The sequence below is a fragment of the Microbacterium sp. 10M-3C3 genome (assembly GCF_003931875.1).
Classification (GTDB): Bacteria; Actinomycetota; Actinomycetes; order Actinomycetales; family Microbacteriaceae; genus Microbacterium.
The window spans coordinates 665,730-682,972 of the sequence record NZ_CP034245.1 but is presented as its reverse complement, the minus strand read 5'-3'; the positions used below and the strand labels follow the sequence as shown (position 1 = coordinate 682,972).

Sequence of the window (17,243 nt, the reverse complement as noted above, 5' to 3'; positions counted from 1 at the left end):
GTCTACGCCGCGACGAAGACGCCGTCGCGCAGGACGGGGACCACGGATGCGGCGTCGACGGCCGCGGCCGCGAGCACCGCGTCGCGCCGGCCCGCGGCCTCGAGCTCGCGGCCCGATCCGCTCGCGGTCAGCAGGTGCCGTGTCGCGCCGCGCAGCGCGCGGAAGCCCTCACCCGCGACGGCCGCCTCGGGCGAGCAGTGATCGATGCCGAGATCTCCCAGCGCGGCGATGATCGCACCCGCGCCGAGCTGGTCCTCGACGGCGAAGCGCACGGTGGGCGTGTCGCGGGAGACCCGCTCCCCCGCCGCGACGATCGCCACACTCGTACGCTCGCCGCGCTCGGCCTGCCGCGCGAGCACGTGCCGGGCGACGGCGGCGGCGTTGCGGAGACCGCCGAGCACCACCTCGCCGTGCGCGACGGATGCGGCGACCTCGGCGCCGTTGATCGACGCCGCTCGCGCCGTGTCGTCGAGGGCGACCGGGCGGCCCTCCTCGAGCGCGGCGATCGCCGTCGAGGAGAACCGCAGCACGTCGACGACCGCCACGATGTCGGCCGGCGCGAGGCGCGCGAGCCCCTCGGCGCCCCACTCGAGGCGCACCTGATACGCGGACTGGGAGAAGGGCGATCCGTCGGGCATCCGTCGAGCGTACCGGCGGCGCGCCGCCCCGCCCGGGTGCGCGGACGGCCCGGGAAACACCCCGCAACACACCACGGCAGACGCCGGGACTCGGCAGCGAGCGCCGGACGGCGCATACTCGAACCAGGATCCCCGGACGGCCGGGGCGTCCGCCGACGACGACGTCCTGGTGAAACGGAGCCCGCATGACCACGTCCCACCCCGACACCGCGACCGGCACGAACGCGCGCGCGAGAGAACTCGACCGCCGCCACGTGTTCCATTCGTGGTCGGCGCAGGAGGGCTTGGATCTGCTGCCCATCGCGGGCGGATCGGGCACCGTCGTGTGGGACCACGACGGCAACCGCTGGCTCGACTTCTCCAGCCAGATGGTCAACGTGAACATCGGCCACCAGCATCCCGCGGTCATCGCCGCCATACACGCGCAGGCCGACGTGCTGGCCACGATCGGGCCGGCGACGGCGAACCTGACGCGCGCCGAAGCGGCGTCGCGGATCGTCGCGCACGCCCCCGCCGGCTTCTCGAAGGTGTTCTTCACCAACGGCGGCGCCGACGCGATCGAGAACGCCGTCCGCCTCGCGCGCCTGCACACCGGGCGCGACACGATCCTGTCGACCTATCGGTCGTACCACGGCAACACGGGTGCGGCGATCGTGGCGACGGGCGACTGGCGGCGGATGCCGAACCAGTACGCGCGCGGTCACGTGCACTTCTTCGGCCCGTACCTGTACCGCACCGAGTTCTGGGCGACCACGCCCGAGGAGGAGTGCGCGCGGGCGCTGCACCACCTCGAGCGGGTCGTGCAGGCCGAGGGCCCGGGCACGATCGCCGCGATCCTGCTGGAGTCTGTGCCGGGCACGGCCGGCATCCTCGTGCCACCCCCGGGCTACCTCGCGGGCGTCCGGGAGATCGCCGACCGCTACGGGATCCTGCTGATCCTCGACGAGGTGATGGCCGGCTTCGGCCGCACCGGCCGCTGGTTCGCGTTCGACGGCCATGGCGTGCGCCCCGACCTCATCACGTTCGCGAAGGGCGTCAACTCCGGCTACGTCCCCGTGGGCGGGGTCATCATCTCCGACGACATCGCCCGCGGCTTCGACGACCGCGTCTTCCCGGGCGGCCTGACCTACTCCGGGCACCCGCTGGCCGCCGCATCCATCATCGCGACGATCGACGCGATGGAGTCGGAGGCGATCGTCGAGCACGCCGCCGAGATCGGGCTGAGCGCGCTCGGCCCGATGCTCCACGACCTCGCCGGACGCCACGAGATCATCGGGGAGGTGCGCGGCGAGGGCGTCTTCTGGGCGCTCGAGCTCGTCGCCGACCGCGACACGCGCGCGCCGCTCCCGGCCGCCGACGTCGCCGCCCTGAAGAAGGGCCTCGTCGAACGCGGCCTGCTCCCGTTCGTCGCGGAGAACCGCATCCACGTCGTCCCGCCGTGCGTCGTCACCGTCGAGGAGGTCGCCCGCGCCGGCGAGATCTACGACGACGTCTTCGCCGCGTTCACCGCGTCCCGCTGACGCGGGCCACCGCTCGCCACCTGCGACATCCAGAAGGGAACACCATGAGTGAGACCACGATCGTCGACGCGCCGCCCGCCGGCGCCGACACCGCCGCATCCGTCGTCGAGCACTGGGTCGACGGCGGCCCGTGGGCCGGCACCACCGAACGCACAGGCCCGGTCTTCGACCCCGCCGTGGGGCGCGTGCAGCGTCACGTGCGCTTCGCCTCCGCCGCCGACGTCGACACCGCCGTCGCCTCGGCCGTGCGCGGCGCGGCGGTGTGGCGCACCGCGAGCATCGCGCGCCGGCAGCAGGTGCTCTTCGCCTTCCGCGAGATCCTCAACGCCCGCAAGGACGAGCTCGCGGCGATCCTGACCTCGGAGCACGGCAAGGTGCTCGCCGACGCGCACGGCGAGATCGCGCGCGGGCTCGAGGTGGTCGAGTTCGCGTGCGCGGTGGGGCAGCTGACCAAGGGCGCCTACTCGGAGAACGTCTCGACGGGCATCGACGTGTATTCGCTCCGTCAGCCACTCGGCGTCGTCGGCATCATCAGCCCGTTCAACTTCCCGGCGATGGTGCCGCTGTGGTTCTTCTCGATCGCGCTGGCCGCCGGCAACGCGGTCGTGCTCAAGCCCAGCGAGAAGGATCCGTCGGCGGCGAACTGGATGGCCGCGCGCCTGCAGGAGGCGGGTCTTCCCGACGGCGTTTTCACCGTGCTCCACGGCGACAAGGTGGCCGTCGACGGGCTGCTGGAGCACCCCGACGTGCGCGCGATCTCGTTCGTGGGCTCGACACCCATCGCCCGGTACGTGTACGAGACGGGCACGCGCAACGGCAAGCGCGTGCAGGCCCTGGGCGGTGCGAAGAACCACATGCTCGTGCTCCCCGACGCCGACCTCGACCTCGTCGCCGACTCCGCCGTCAACGCGGGCTTCGGCTCGGCCGGCGAGCGCTGCATGGCGATCTCGGTCGTGCTCGCGGTCGACTCGGTCGCCGACGCGCTCATCGCGAAGGTGCGCGAGCGGATGCTGCGCCTGCGCGTGGGCGACGGCCGCCGCGGCACCGACATGGGCCCGCTCGTCACCGACGTGCACCGCGACAAGGTCGCCGGCTACATCGACATCGCCGCATCCGACGGCGCCGACGTGGTCGTCGACGGGCGCGGCATCGAGGTCGACGGCGAGCCCGAGGGCTTCTGGCTCGGGCCCACGCTCCTGGACCGCGTGCCGACGTCATCGGCGGCCTACCGCGAGGAGATCTTCGGCCCGGTGCTGTCGGTCGTGCGGGTGTCGGGCTACGACGAGGGCCTCGCGCTCATCAACTCCGGCCAGTTCGGCAACGGCACCGCGATCTTCACGAACGACGGCGGCGCCGCCCGCCGGTTCCAGAACGAGGTGCAGGTGGGGATGATCGGCGTCAACGTGCCGATCCCCGTGCCCGTCGCCTACCACTCGTTCGGCGGTTGGAAGGCGAGCCTGTTCGGCGACGCGAAGGCGTACGGCACCCACGGATTCGACTTCTTCACGCAGGAGAAGGCCGTCACGAGCCGGTGGCTCGACCCCGCCGAGCACGGCGGCGTCGACCTCGGCTTCCCGCGGCACACGTGACGGGGGCGGGGCGCAACCCCGCCGCATCCGGAGCGAGACCGGCGAGGATGGGGCGATGCGGATCCTGCTGAAGCTCATCATCGACTGCGACCCGGATGCGGCGTGGCGCGCCCTGCACTCCCCCACGGCCGTCGCCGAGCTGTACGGGCCGCTGCTCGGGATGGACCCGCTCGTGGACGCGCCGCCGACCTTCGCCCCCGGGACCGACCTGCCGGTGCAGCTGTCGGTGGGAGGGCTCGTACCCACGGGTCGCCAGCTCATCTCGGTGAGCGAGCGCGAGACCGAAGACGCGAACGGGCCGGTGCGCATCTTCCGCGACAGCGGCATCCCGCTGACGGGACCCCTCGCCGCGCTCGACGTGTGGGATCACCAGATGGCCGTGTCGGCCGCTCCGGGCGAGCCCGGCAAGACGCTGTGGCGCGACCGGCTCGTGATCGGCGGCGCGGCCGCTCCGGCGCTGTGGCCCGTGCTGTGGACCGCGTGGCAGTGGCGGGCCGCCCGCATCCGCGCGCTCGCGCCGTCCTGGGCGCACGACCCCGAGCCGCCCACCGACTCCGAGCCCGCCTGAGGCCGAGAAGCCGGGGTGCCCCGGCTATTCGGCGAGCGCGGCGACAGGAGCGACACGCGTGGCCAGCCGCGTCGGCACGACCGCGGCCACGAGCGTGAGCGCCGCGGTCGCCCCCACGACGACGAGCAGCGGCACGAGCGGCACGGCGGGCAGCACGAAGGTGGGCGACTCCCATGCCGGGGGCACCCGCACCGAGCCGAGCACCGACTGCGCGCCCGCCCAGCCGTACGCGATCCCGAGCACGAGCCCGACGGCGAGCGCCGTGATCGTGACGTGCGCCGCCTCGATGAGCACCATGCGGCGCACCTGCGCGTTGGAGACGCCGAGGGCGCGCAGCAGGCCCAGTTCGCGCCGCCGCTGCACCACACCGAGGGTGAGCAGGTTCACGAGCCCGACCGCCGCGATGACCGCGCTGACCGCGACGAGCGCCATCATGATCGCCGAGAACGAGTCGATCACGGCCCCGAACTGCGGGTCGAGCTCGCCACCCGCCGACGCCGCGGCGACCGCCTTCACCGTCTCGAGGGCGGTCGCGAACATCATCACGAGCGTCACGCCGATCACGACGCCGATCGACATGCGGCTCGAGCGCTCGGGGTAGCGCAGCGCGTTCTCCGCCGCCAGCCGCGCCGGCGCCGAGCGACCGAACAGTCGCCCGACGACACGGAGCGCGGGCGGCATGACGAGCGTCGACCCGAGCACGAGGCCCGTGAACGAGAGCAACCCGCCCACGAACGACACGGCCACCCCGAGCGGGGTGACGAGGCCCGCGAGGATCCCGAGCGCGAGCAGCGCCGCGCCGATCGCGAACAGCACGACGGCAGCGAGGTTGCGCCCAGTGCGCGCGCGCAGCGTCTCGTGCGTCTGCTCCACCGATCCACCGAGGGCCTGCAGCGGTGTGACCGCCAGCACGCGTCGCGAGCCCGCCCACGCCGCCGCCCACGTCGTGAGCGCCACGATGACGACCGGGGCCAGCAGCGCCGGCTGCACCGGTGCGTATTCGACGCCGCGCAGCCCCAGCAGGCCGAGCCCGACGGATGCCCCGGCCGCGCTGAGCGCGACGCCCGCGACCATGCCCGCCGCAGCTCCCAGCGCGCCGACCACGAGACCCTGCCGCGCGATCTCGGCGCGCTGCGAACGGGCCGACGCGCCGATGAGGCGGAGCAGCGCGATGCGGCGCGTGCGGCCGGCGACGACCGTCGCGAACGTGTTCGCCGTGACGATCGCGGCGACGTACACCGCGACGCCGATGAGGATGACCGAGAGGAACCCGACGACGAACGCCAGGGTCTCGCTCTGGCCGATGTACGGATCGGCCCGCAGGACCGCGCCGATGAAGCCGGTCGCGGCAAGCAGCACCACGCCGAACGCGGACGACAGCCCGGCGACGAGGACGCTCGCCCCCATCCCCCGATCGTGAAGCCACGACAGGCGCGCGGGTGCGGAGAGCCGCGGCCTCCGCGTGTCGGCGGCGACGGCGGTCATCGGGCCACCGCCTCGGCCTCGAGCATGTGCGCCGAGATCTGCTCGGGCGTCTGCCGCGGCTTGTCGGCGACCACCCGGCCGTCGCCGAGGAAGAGCACCCGATCGGCGTAGGAGGCCGCGACCGGGTCGTGCGTGACCATCGCGATCGACTGCCCGTGCTGCGCGCTGGCCTCCGCGAGGAGCCGCAGCACGTCGCGCCCCGACCGCGAGTCGAGGTTGCCGGTGGGCTCGTCGGCGAACACCAGGTCGGGCGCCGTCGCGAGGGCGCGGGCGATCGCGACACGCTGCTGCTGTCCGCCCGAGAGCTCGTGCGGCCGGTGACGCAGCCGCGCCTGCAGCCCGAGGGTCTCGACGAGCCCGTCGATCCGAGCCCGCTCGAGGGCCGAGGGACGCCGGCCGTCGAGGTCGAAGGGCAGCAGGATGTTGGCCATCACGTCGAGGGTGGGGACGAGGTTGAACGACTGGAACACGAAACCGACCCGGCGCCGCCGCAGGATCGTCAGGTCGAGGTCACCAAGGCCCGTGATCTCGGTGTCGCCGATCCATGCGCGACCGGTCGTCGGCGCGTCGAGCCCCGCCATCACGTGCATGAGGGTCGACTTCCCCGAACCCGACGGTCCCATGATCGCGGTGAACTGCGCGCGACGGATGCCGACGCTGACGCCGTCGAGCGCGCGCACGGCGGAATCGCCCGCGCCGTAGGTCTTCGTGAGCTGCTGCACCCGGGCGGCCAGGCCCAGGTCGGTCGATGTGATCTCCATGCCCTCGACGCTAGGAAGAGCGCCGGTCTTGCCGCGTCGGCCGCGGGATGCACCTGCATCCGCCGCGAGGATGACGCCGGGTCAGACCAACCCGTGGTCGTAGGCGAACACGACGAGCTGCACGCGGTCGCGCAGGCCCAGCTTCGCGAGGATGCGGCTGATGTGGGTCTTCACGGTCGCCTCGGAGAGGAACTCCGACGCGGCGATCTCGGCGTTGCTGAGCCCCTTCGCGGCCAGGGCGAACACCTCCCGCTCGCGGTCGGTGAGCGTGCGCCACGACGCGGGGGCCGGGCGGCGCTCGGCGCCCGCGGCGAACAGCTCGCGGGTCGCGCTCGCCGCGATGACGGCCGAGCCCGCGTGCACGGTACGGATCGCCGCGAGCAGGAACTCGGGGTCGGCGTCTTTGAGGAGGAACCCGCTCGCGCCCTGGCGGATGGCGCGCGCCGCCGCCTCGTCGAGGTCGAACGTCGTGAGCATCACGATGTGCGGCGGGTCGGGCCGCGCGAGCAGCTCGGCGGTCGCCGTCAGCCCGTCCATGCCGGGCATGCGGATGTCCATGAGCACGACGTCGGGGCGTGTGGTCACGCACACCGCGAGGGCCTCGGCGCCGTCGGCGGCCTCGCCTACGACCTCGAGGTCGGGCTGCGAGTCGATCACCATGCGGATGCCGGCGCGGAACAGCGCCTGATCGTCCACGAGCACGACCCGGATCATGCGCGCTCCTCCCCCGTCCGGTCGCGAGAAGCCCCCGGACCTGCGAATTCGGGCGTCGTCGCGAGCGGGAGTGTCGAGCGCACGTGCCAGGTCGTCCCCTCGGGGCCGGCCCACAGCGTTCCGCCGGCCAGCTGCGCGCGCTCGCGCATGCCGATCAGCCCGTGTCCGGGCGCGGGCGCGGCCGGCGCGGAGGCCGGAGAGAACGGATTCGAGACATCCAGCTCGACGCGATCCTCGTGCCACGCCAGCCGCACCGCGACGCCGCCGGCGTCCTCGCGCACGGTCCCATGGCGCAGCGCGTTCGTCAGCGCCTCCTGGAGGATGCGGTACACGGCGAGCTGCACCGCCGCCGACGGCTCGGCGCGCGGCATCGGATCGACCTCGACGTGCAGACCCACGCCCGCCGCGCGCACCTGCGCATACAGCCCCTCGACATCGGCCAGCTGCGGCTGCGGCCCGGCTCCCTCGCTGTGGCGCAGCTGCGTCAGCAGGAGGCGCACGTCGCCGAGGGCGGCCCGCGCGGTGGTCGAGATCGTCGCGAGCGCCTCCGCCGCGGCATCCGGGTCGGATGCGGCGGCGTAGCGCGCGCCGTCGGCCTGTGCGATGACGACCGCCAGCGAGTGGGCCACGACGTCGTGCATGTCGCGCGCGATGCGCACGCGCTCCTGCTCGATCGCCGCCTCGGCCTCCGCCACGGCGCGCTCGCGGCGGGCCTGCGCACCCCGCACCGCCGCACGCACGAGGGCACCGGTCACCCACGACAGGCCGAGTGCGAAGGTCGCCGCCACGAGCACCGCGAAGGCGAGAGGCAGGCTCGCCCAGGAGACGTCGGTGAACCCCAGGAAGATGTAGACGGTGACCACCACCGCGCCCACGATCGCCGACGCCAGCCCCAGCCAGTAGACCCACCGCGAGCCGTACGCGGCGGTGACGTACAGCACCGCGAAGATCGCGACATCGCTCACGCGCGGCTGATTCTGGGTCGCCATCTGCACGATCGCGGCCAGCCACGCCAGCGCGAGCGCGAGGCCCGGCGACCAGCGCCGCACCGCGAGGGCGGCGGTGAGCACGATCGCGCCGGCGAGCGCACCGACGGCGGCCGTCGCGGTGAACCCGCCGGTGCTGTACTCGATCGGCAGCACGACGAGGGCGAAGAGTCCTGCCAGCACCAGATCGGTGACGATCTGGAACGGACGCAGGGCTCGGAACATCCCTCCGAGGCTACGCGGCGCTCACCCGCGCAGCATCCGCCGGAAGATGTACCTTGATCGGCCGACGGTCGTCAGGCCGCCGGTCGTCAGGGTGCGTAGACGCGCAGCCCGTCGGCAACGGCGCGCACCGCGAGCGTGAACCCATCGCGCGAGACCTCTTCGAGCTCGCCGTCGTGTACGAAGACGTCGGGTGCGGCATCCGGCCCGACGCGCACCTCCCACCGGGTCTCGACCGCGCGCTCGAACTCCGACGCGGGCGGCAGGACGCGCAGCGCGCGGAGCACCGCGAGCGTGCGGCGTCCGAACGCGAGCGACGCCATCGCGCGCAGCCGGGAGCCGCGGGCGTGGTGGATGCGCACGTCGAGCACGGCGTCGTCCAGGCCCGCGCGCTGCATCATCGCGTGGCGGTCGGGGTCGTTGCGTCCGACGCTCACGAACACCGACCACACCCGTGCGCGCCGGCCGTCGCGCGCGATGTCGATCGGTCGGGCACTGCGCAGCTCCTGCCAGGTCGCGACGACGCCGCCGAGCCACTTGCCGAGGCTCCCGCGGCGGGTGCGCTCGGCGAGGAACTGGGGGTACGCCCCGAGCGAGACCGCGTTGAGCACGGTGACGGGATCACCGCCGTCGACGGCGACCTCCGCGACCGCGATCGAGCGGAGCGATCCCGCCGCGAACGCGGCGAGCGCGTCGTCGACCGCGCCGATCCCCGCCGCGCGTGCGAAGTGGTTGAACGTTCCGCCCGCGAGTGCGAGCAGCGGCACCTCGTGCGCGCGGGCGAGATGCGCGGCCCGCGACACCGAGCCGTCACCGCCGAGGATGCCGAGGACGCGCGGCGGATGCGACGAGGCGAACGCGTCCGCGACCGCGTCGTCGAGGCGCTGGCCGTCGTCGAGCTCGACGATCCGCGCGGCGGGGAGTCGGCGACGGACCGTCGGCAGCGGATCGGAGCGCACCACCGCGGTGCCCGAGCCCGGGTTCACGAGGATCGTGACGCCCTCGCCGTCCGCGCCGACGTCGGGCAGCTCGGTTCCGGGCGTCATCCCCGAACCCTACCCCGCATCCTCGCCACGCCGGCATTGCCCAGCCGACCCCCCGAGAGCATGCTTTTACGACCCCGACACGGGCGGAAACGACGGCGAAACGTCGACCGACCACGATCACAGGATCGACGAAGGGGCCGCGGCACATCCGACGGGGGACGCGCCGAGACGACACGGAAGGCACCGCATGACCACCGTACGCGCAGCCATCACCCAGACCACGTGGACCGGCGACACCGCCTCGATGCTCGACAAGCACGAAGGGTTCGCCCGCGACGCCGCCGCGCAGGGCGCTCAGGTGATCTGCTTCCAGGAGCTCTTCTACGGTCCGTACTTCGGCATCACGCAAGACCAGAAGTACTACCGCCTCGCCGAGCCCGCCGACGGGCCGATCGTCCAGCGCTTCGCCGCCGTCGCGCGCGAGCTCGGCACCGTCATGGTCCTGCCGATCTACGAGGAGGCTGAGACCGGGGTGTATTACAACACCGCCGTGCTCGTCGACGCCGACGGCACGATCCTCGGCAAGTACCGCAAGCACCACCTGCCGCACCTCGACCGCTTCTGGGAGAAGTTCTACTTCCGGCCGGGCAACCTCGGCTACCCCGTGTTCGACACCGCCGTCGGGCGCATCGGCATGTACATCTGCTACGACCGCCACTTCCCGGAGGGCTGGCGCGAACTGGGCTTGAACGACGCGCACATGGTCTTCAACCCCAACGCCACCAAGCCCGGACTGTCCAACCGCCTGTGGGAGGTGGAGGGACCGGCGGCGGCCGTCGCGAACGGCTACTTCGTGCTCCAGCCCAATCGCGTCGGGCGCGAGGACAACGAGTACGGCGACCTGGCCGTCGACTTCTACGGCACGAGCCAGGTGATCGACCCCCGCGGCAACTTCGTCGGCGAGCGCGGGTCGGGCGAGCACGAGGAGATCCTGGTGCGCGATCTCGACCTCGACATGGTGCGGCAGATGCGAGACGACTGGCAGTTCTACCGCGACCGGCGCCCCGACAGCTACGAGAAGATCGCGAGGCCGTGACATGGCGAAGACCCTCATCCGCGGCGGGACCGTGGTCTCGGCGACGGGCCGCACCAAAGCTGACGTCCTGATCGACGGCGAGACGATCGCGGCCGTGCTCGCACCCGGCTCGACCCTTCTGGGATTCGATGTCGCCGCGAACGTCGACACGGTCATCGACGCGACCGGAAAGTACGTCATCCCGGGCGGCATCGACGCGCACACCCACATGGAGCTGCCGTTCGGCGGCACGAGCGCATCCGACACGTTCGAGACCGGCACGCGCGCGGCGGCGTGGGGCGGCACCACCTCGATCATCGATTTCGCCGTGCAGCGGACGGGCGAACGCGTGGAGGACGGACTGGCCGCGTGGCACGAGAAGGCCGCCGGCACGTGCGCGATCGACTACGGCTTCCACCAGATCATCGGCGGTGTGGACGACGCGTCGCTGCGGGCGATGGACACCCTCGTGGACGAGGGCGTCACCTCGTTCAAGCTCTTCATGGCGTACCCGGGGGTGTTCTACTCCGACGACGGCCAGATCCTGCGGGCCATGCAGAAATCCGCCGAGACCGGACTGCTCACGATGATGCACGCCGAGAACGGGCCCGCGATCGACGTGCTCGCCGCGCAGCTGGCCGAGGCCGGCAAGATCGCGCCGTACTACCACGGCATGGCGCGGGCGTGGCAGATGGAGGAGGAGGCCACGCACCGCGCGATCATGCTCGCGAACCTCACCGGCGCGCCGCTGTACGTCGTGCACGTGTCGGCCAAGCAGGCGGTCGACCAGCTCGCGTGGGCGCGCGACCAGGGGTGGAACGTCTTCGGCGAGACGTGCCCGCAGTACCTGTACCAGTCGCTCGAAGACCAGCTCGGCGCCTTCAGCGAGGAATGGGGGGCGTTCGAGGGTGCCAAGTGGGTGTGCTCGACGCCGCTGCGCTCGCGCGCCGAAGGGCACCAGCACCACATGTGGCAGGCGCTGCGCACCAACGATCTCCAGATGGTCTCCACCGATCACTGCCCGTTCTGCATGAAGGGCCAGAAGGAGCTCGGCCGCGACGACTTCCGGGCCATCCCGAACGGCATCGGCTCGGTCGAGCACCGGATGGACCTGCTCTACCAGGGCGTCGTCACGGGACAGCTGACCCTCGAGCGGTGGGTGGAGATCACGAGCACGACCCCCGCGCGCATGTTCGGCCTGTACGGCCGGAAGGGCGTCATCCAGCCGGGCGCCGACGCCGACGTCGTCGTGTACGACCCGAACGGGCACACCACGATCTCGGTCGACACGCACCACATGAACATGGACTACTCCGCGTGGGAGGGGTTCGAGGTCGACGGGCACGTCGACACCGTCGTCTCCCGCGGCAAGGTCATCGTCGACGACGGCGCCTACCTCGGCGCCGCCGGTGACGGCCGATACCTGCGCCGCGGCCTGAGCCAGTACCTGATCTGACCCTTCGACCAGCTCGGGAACCGGAGAAGACCATGGATTTCGGCGTCGTCCTGCAGACCAATCCGCCCGCCTCGCGGGTCATCCAGCTCGCACAGCTGGCGGAGGCACACGGGTTCAGCCACGTGTGGACGTTCGACTCGCACCTGCTGTGGGAAGAGCCCTACGTCATCTACTCCGCGATCCTCGCGGCCACGCGCCGCGTGACCGTCGGACCGTTCGTGACCAATCCGGCCACGCGCGACTGGACCGTCACGGCGAGCGTGTTCGCGACGCTCAACGAGATGTACGGCAACCGCACGATCTGCGGCATCGGCCGCGGCGACTCCGCCGTGCGGGTCACGAACGGTCGCCCGGCGTCGATGGCCGAGCTGCGCGAGTCGATCCACGTCATCCGCGAGCTCGCGAACTCCCGCGCCGTGGACTACAAGGGGGCGACGCTGCGGTTCCCGTGGAGCACGGGGTCGCAGCTGGACGTGTGGGTGGCCGCGTACGGCCCCATGGCACTCGCGCTGACGGGACAGGTCGCCGACGGATTCATCCTGCAGCTCGCCGATCTCGACATCGCCGAATGGATGATCGGCACGGTCCGCGCGGCCGCCGCCGAAGCGGGGCGCGATCCCGACACCATCGCGTTCTGCGTCGCCGCCCCGATGTACATCGGCACCGACCGTGCTCACATGATCGAGCAGTGCCGCTGGTTCGGCGGCATGGTGGGCAACCACGTCGCCGACATCGTCGCCAAGTACGGCCCGTCGACAGGTTCACGGACCGGGGTGCCCGCCGCCCTCACCGACTACATCGCCGGCCGCACCGGATACGACTACAACACGCACGGCAGGACCGAGAACGACCACGTCGACTTCGTTCCCGACGAGATCGTCGAGCGCTTCTGCATCCTCGGCACCGCCGACGAGCACATCGCGAAGCTCGAGCGGCTCCGGGCGCTCGGCGTGACGCAGTTCGCGGGGTACCTGCAGCACGACAACAAGGAGGAGACGCTCCGCGTCTACGGCGAGCGCGTCATCCCGGCCCTCCGCGACCACGTCACGGCGAAGGCATGACTCGCCGGCGCGCTGCGGCCTGGGGGGTCGTCGGCGTGCTCGCGGTCGTGGCGGCGTGGGAGCTCTACAAGGCGGTCGGGCCGGCGGAAGGCGTCAGCGTCGGCGGCGACGGCACCACGGGATCCGGCGTCATGATCCTCCCGCGCACGGGGGACCGCGCGATGCCGCACACGTGGGAGATGGTGGCGCGCCTGTTCGCGTCGACGAGCGGCGGGAGCACCCCGCCGCTGTGGGTGGCCGTCGTCCAGGCCGGGGCGCTCACCCTCGGGATCGCCGCTGTGGGCTGGCTGATCGGGGTCGCGGTGGGAGCGGTCCTCGGCCTGGTGATGCAGCGCTGGCGCCTGGCGGAGTGGGGGCTGATGCCCTGGATCGTCGTCAGCCAGACCGTGCCCCTCATCGCGTTCGCTCCGGTCGTCGACGCCCTCGGCAAGCAGCTGGAGCGCGACGGGGTGCCGTGGGCGCAGTGGCTGTCGGTGGCCGTGATCGCGTCGTACCTGTCGTTCTTCCCCGTCGCGATCGGGATGCTGCGCGGACTCCAGGCGCCCGAGCGCGCCCACCTCGACCTCATGCGCACGTATGCCGCCGGCTACGGGGCGACGCTGCTGCGCGTGCGTCTGCCTGCGGCCGTTCCGTACCTCTTGCCCGCGCTGCGGCTCGCCGCCGCGGCCGCCGTCGTCGGAGCGGTCGTGGCCGAGGTGTCCATCGGGATGCGGGGGGGCATCGGCCGCATGCTCATCCAGCTCGCCGGTCAGGCCTCGTCCGACCCGGCCGCGCCGTGGGGACCCACCTTCGGGACGATCGCACTCGGGCTCGTCGCCGCCGGAACGGTCGCGCTCGTGGGGGTCGGACTGAAGAACTACCGCCGAGGCGAGGAGACCGCATGACCGATCAGACGCCCGCCGTCGAGGCGCACGCGGCCGGCAAGGTGTTCGCCACGCGCGAGGGCGACGTCGTCGCGCTGAGCGACGTCGATCTGCAGGTCGCGGCGGGCGAGTTCGTGTCGCTCATCGGGCCGTCCGGATGCGGAAAGTCGACGCTGCTGCGTCTGATCGCCGACCTCGACGTCGCGACGTCCGGCACGGTACGGATCTTCGGAAAGGCCGCGCGCACCGCCCGCATCGATCAGGACTACGGCATGGCGTTCCAGCAGGCCGGGCTCCTGCCGTGGCGCACCGTCGCCGACAACATCGCGCTGCCGCTCGAAGTGCACCGGGTCGGCCGGGCCGAGCGCACGGCGCGGGTCGCCGAGCTCGCCGAACTCGTCGGTCTGTCCGACTTCGTCTCCCGCTACCCCGACCAGCTCTCCGGCGGGATGCAGCAGCGCGTCGCGATCGCGCGCGCCCTGGCCGCGCGCCCGCGGCTGCTCCTGATGGACGAGCCGTTCGGCGCCCTGGATGAGATGACGCGCGAGCGACTGCAGACCGAGCTCTCGCGCATCGCGACCGAGAGCGGGGCGGCCGTCGTCTTCGTCACCCACTCGATCCCCGAGGCGGTCTTCCTCTCCGACCGCGTGGTCGTCATGAGCCCGCGCCCCGGGCGCATCACCGAGGTCATCGACACCCGCACCGGGCTCGCCCGCGACGAGGCGCTGCGGGAGTCACCGGCCTACTTCGCGCTCGTCACGGCGGTGCGCGAAGCCCTGCACGGCACGCCGGTGGAGAGGGCGAACGAGCGATGAGCGCCGTGACGGGCGCCGCCGGACGCCGCGCCCTGCCGGGATGGGTGCGGGTCGCAGCCCCCGTGGCGGTCGGCCTCGTCGGCCTGCTCGCGTGGATCCTCGTCGTCGACGTGCTCGAGGCCGCCCCGCGGATGCTGCCGAGTCCCTTCGCGATCGCCGAGGAGTTCGTGAAGCGCTGGGGAATCATCGCCCCCGACATGGCGATCACGGGCGGCAACGCGCTCGCGGGGCTCGTGGCGGGCACCGTCCTCGCCGTGCTCGCCGCCGCGCTCGCCGCCGCGGCGCGCCCGATCGACGGCATGCTCGCTCCGCTCGTCGCCGCGCTCGCGGTCATCCCGATCGTCGCCCTGACGCCGATCCTCAACACGATGTTCGGGGCGTCGAGCCAGTTCGGCCGGCAGGCGGTCGCCGCCATCGCCGCCTTCGTCCCGGTGTTCGTGAACGTGCTGCGGGGCCTGCGCCAGACCCGGCCGGTGCAGCGCGACCTGCTGCGGGCCACCGCCGCCGGCCGCGTGCAGACCTTCCGCATCCTCACCCTTCCGACCGCCCTGCCCTACCTCCTGACCGGCATCCGGATCGCCGCATCGCTCGCGGTCATCTCCGCTCTCGTCGCCGAGTACTTCGGCGGTCCGGCCGACGGCGTGGGCACGGCGATCGCGACCTACGCGAAGTCGGGCCGCGCCGCGCTCGCGTGGGCGTTCGTGGGCGGCGGCATCGTGATCGGCCTCGCCTTCTTCTTCGCCACCTCCCTGCTCGAGCGTCTCGCCACGCGGCGCACGCCGATCTGACCTGCACCACCCACGCACCACCCGAAAGGAACAGCATGAGACACAGCATCCGTCGCGGCCTCGTCGCCGCGTCCCTCGTGAGCGCCACCGCGCTCGCCCTCGCCGCGTGCGCCGGGTCGGGCTCCTCGTCCGACTCGGGCGGCGACTCGGACGACTTCGATCCCCTCACGAGCATCCGGCTGCAGCTGCAGTGGCTCCCGCAGGCGCAGTTCGCCGGCTACTACGTCGCCCTCGACCAGGGGTACTTCAAGGAGGAGGGCTTCGACGACGTCGAGATCGTGCCCTCCGGCGGCGACATCATCCCGCAGGACGCGCTGGTCGGCGGCGACGTCGACTTCGCGGTCGCATGGGTGCCGAAGGTGCTCGGCACCCTCGAGGCGACCGGCGCGGAGCTCACCGACATCGCACAGGTGTTCCAGGACTCGGGAACCCTGCAGGTCGCATGGGCCGATTCGGGCATCGAGTCGGTCGCCGACTTCGAGGGCAAGCGCATCGGGTCGTGGGGGTTCGGCAACGAGTGGGAGATCTTCGCCGCGATGGCCGACGAGGGCCTGGACTCCTCCACGGTGTCGATCACGACGCAGGACTTCTCGATGAACGCCCTGCTGGACGGCGACGTCGATGCCGCACAGGCGATGACCTACAACGAGTGGGCGCAGCTGCTGGAGACGGTCGACCCGGAGACCGGACAGCTGTACCAGCCCGACGACTTCAACGTCATCTCGTACGCCGACACCTCCGGCGCGATGCTGCAGGACGCGCTGTGGGCCGACACCGAGCGGCTCGAGAACGACCCCGCCTACGCCGATGCGGCCGTCCGGTTCCTCAAGGCCGTCGTCAAGGGCTGGGTGTTCGCGCGCGACAACCCGGAGGAGGCCGCGTCGATCACGTATGACGCCGCGATCAACGCCGAGGCCGCCTTCCCGGTCGGCCCGGTGCACCAGCTGTGGCAGATGAACGAGGTCAACAAGCTCATCTGGACCGGCGGCGATTTCGGCGTCGTCGATGCGGATGCGTGGGACCAGACCGTCGCCGGCGCCTTGAAGGCGAAGAACCAGGACGGTCTCGAGCTCATCACGCAGGAGCCCGCCGAGTCGGCCTACTCGAACGACTACATCGAGGAGGCCCTCGCCGCCCTGGAGGAGGACGGCGTCGAGGTGTCGGGCACGTATACGCCGATCGAGGTCACCCTGACGGAGGGCGGGAAGTAGGACCAGCCACGACGCCCCCGGTTCCCCGCATCCGCGGAGCCGGGGGCGTCAGCTGTCGGCGGGCTCGATCGGGCGGTGCTCGAAGAAGGTCTGCAGCACGATCGTCGTGCGGGTGTTCACCTGTGCGGCCGCGCGGATGTCGCGGATGAGCTCTTCGAGGTGGCGTGGCGTCGGCACCCGCACGAACAGCATGTAGGCGGCGTCGCCGGCGATCGAATGGCACGCCTCGATCGCGGTCAGGTGCGCGAGCAGCTCGGGCGCGTTGTCGGGCTGCGCGGGATCGAGCGGAGTGATCTCCACGAACGCCGACAGCGGTTTGCCGAGCGCCTCGGCGTCGAGTACGGGCCGGTAGCCACGGATGACGCCGCGCGCCTCGAGCCGCCGCAGTCGCGACTGCACGGCCGACACCGACAGACCCACCTTCTCCGACACGTGCGCGAGCGTCGCGCGGGCATCGAGCGAGATCTCGCGGACGATCGCCGTGTCGATGGCGTCGTCCAGGCGC

17 protein-coding genes are annotated in these 17,243 nt (G+C 72.2%); 10 read left to right on the top strand and 7 right to left on the bottom strand.

From position 1 onward, the window contains the following. Positions 1–2 precede the first annotated feature (2 nt). Positions 3–638 (bottom strand): 2-phosphosulfolactate phosphatase, encoded by a 636-nt coding sequence (locus tag EI169_RS03235; protein ID WP_125130961.1) that lies wholly within the window; start codon positions 636–638, stop codon positions 3–5. Between the two features lie 185 nt (positions 639–823). On the opposite strand from EI169_RS03235, the gene EI169_RS03230 reads away from it, so the two are divergent. The 3 genes from EI169_RS03230 to EI169_RS03220 are packed head-to-tail and all read left to right on the top strand — an operon-like array spanning position 824 to position 4,315. Next, positions 824–2,158 (top strand): aspartate aminotransferase family protein, encoded by a 1,335-nt coding sequence (locus tag EI169_RS03230; RefSeq protein WP_125130959.1) that lies wholly within the window; start codon positions 824–826, stop codon positions 2,156–2,158. Positions 2,159–2,202: 44 nt separating this feature from the next. Then, complete coding sequence (locus tag EI169_RS03225) at positions 2,203–3,747, top strand: CoA-acylating methylmalonate-semialdehyde dehydrogenase (protein ID WP_125130957.1); 1,545 nt, start codon at positions 2,203–2,205, stop codon at positions 3,745–3,747. A 55-nt stretch (positions 3,748–3,802) separates the two neighbouring features. Beyond that, positions 3,803–4,315, top strand: coding sequence for a hypothetical protein (locus EI169_RS03220; RefSeq protein WP_125130955.1), 513 nt, complete (start codon positions 3,803–3,805; stop codon positions 4,313–4,315). Between the two features lie 24 nt (positions 4,316–4,339). Here the strand turns inward: EI169_RS03220 and EI169_RS03215 are convergent, their stop codons facing one another. The 5 genes from EI169_RS03215 to EI169_RS03195 all read right to left on the bottom strand — a co-directional run bounded on the left by EI169_RS03215 (position 4,340) and on the right by EI169_RS03195 (position 9,529). Then, on the bottom strand, positions 4,340–5,800 hold the full coding sequence (locus EI169_RS03215) for an ABC transporter permease (RefSeq protein ID WP_125130953.1): 1,461 nt from the start codon (positions 5,798–5,800) through the stop codon (positions 4,340–4,342). Beyond that, the gene (locus EI169_RS03210; RefSeq protein ID WP_125130952.1) at positions 5,797–6,561 is read right to left on the bottom strand and encodes an ABC transporter ATP-binding protein; all 765 of its coding nucleotides are present in this window, start codon (positions 6,559–6,561) and stop codon (positions 5,797–5,799) included. Before EI169_RS03210 ends, EI169_RS03215 begins: the two co-directional genes overlap by 4 nt. Positions 6,562–6,642: 81 nt before the next feature. Next, positions 6,643–7,275 (bottom strand): response regulator transcription factor, encoded by a 633-nt coding sequence (locus EI169_RS03205; protein WP_125130950.1) that lies wholly within the window; start codon positions 7,273–7,275, stop codon positions 6,643–6,645. Next, entirely contained in the window at positions 7,272–8,486 is a 1,215-nt protein-coding gene (locus EI169_RS03200) for a histidine kinase (RefSeq protein ID WP_125130948.1), read from the bottom strand. The genes EI169_RS03205 and EI169_RS03200 overlap by 4 nt, the downstream gene beginning before the upstream one ends. Before the next feature lie 86 nt (positions 8,487–8,572). After that, positions 8,573–9,529, bottom strand: coding sequence for a diacylglycerol kinase family protein (locus EI169_RS03195; RefSeq protein WP_125130946.1), 957 nt, complete (start codon positions 9,527–9,529; stop codon positions 8,573–8,575). A gap of 187 nt (positions 9,530–9,716) precedes the next feature. Here EI169_RS03195 and EI169_RS03190 point away from each other — a divergent pair, with 187 nt between their 5' ends. The 7 genes from EI169_RS03190 to EI169_RS03160 are packed head-to-tail and all read left to right on the top strand — an operon-like array spanning position 9,717 to position 16,738. Continuing rightward, positions 9,717–10,565 (top strand): nitrilase-related carbon-nitrogen hydrolase, encoded by an 849-nt coding sequence (locus tag EI169_RS03190; protein WP_125130944.1) that lies wholly within the window; start codon positions 9,717–9,719, stop codon positions 10,563–10,565. A gap of 1 nt (position 10,566) precedes the next feature. Next, complete coding sequence (hydA, locus tag EI169_RS03185; RefSeq protein ID WP_125130942.1) at positions 10,567–12,000, top strand: dihydropyrimidinase; 1,434 nt, start codon at positions 10,567–10,569, stop codon at positions 11,998–12,000. Between the two features lie 32 nt (positions 12,001–12,032). Continuing rightward, positions 12,033–13,061 carry a TIGR03842 family LLM class F420-dependent oxidoreductase gene (locus tag EI169_RS03180; protein WP_125130940.1) on the top strand — a complete coding sequence of 343 codons (1,029 nt, stop codon included), beginning with the start codon at positions 12,033–12,035 and terminating at the stop codon, positions 13,059–13,061. Beyond that, the gene (locus EI169_RS03175; RefSeq protein WP_125130938.1) at positions 13,058–13,945 is read left to right on the top strand and encodes an ABC transporter permease subunit; all 888 of its coding nucleotides are present in this window, start codon (positions 13,058–13,060) and stop codon (positions 13,943–13,945) included. Before EI169_RS03180 ends, EI169_RS03175 begins: the two co-directional genes overlap by 4 nt. Continuing rightward, a complete protein-coding gene (locus EI169_RS03170) occupies positions 13,942–14,739 on the top strand; it encodes an ABC transporter ATP-binding protein (protein WP_125130936.1) in 798 nt (265 codons plus the stop codon). The genes EI169_RS03175 and EI169_RS03170 overlap by 4 nt, the downstream gene beginning before the upstream one ends. Further along, positions 14,736–15,527 (top strand): ABC transporter permease subunit, encoded by a 792-nt coding sequence (locus EI169_RS03165; RefSeq protein ID WP_125130934.1) that lies wholly within the window; start codon positions 14,736–14,738, stop codon positions 15,525–15,527. The genes EI169_RS03170 and EI169_RS03165 overlap by 4 nt, the downstream gene beginning before the upstream one ends. Positions 15,528–15,562: 35 nt before the next feature. Then, a complete protein-coding gene (locus tag EI169_RS03160) occupies positions 15,563–16,738 on the top strand; it encodes an ABC transporter substrate-binding protein (RefSeq protein WP_125130932.1) in 1,176 nt (391 codons plus the stop codon). Positions 16,739–16,786: 48 nt separating this feature from the next. Here EI169_RS03160 and EI169_RS03155 read toward each other — a convergent pair whose 3' ends face one another. Then, entirely contained in the window at positions 16,787–17,239 is a 453-nt protein-coding gene (locus EI169_RS03155) for an Lrp/AsnC family transcriptional regulator (protein ID WP_125133294.1), read from the bottom strand. Positions 17,240–17,243: the final 4 nt, after the last annotated feature.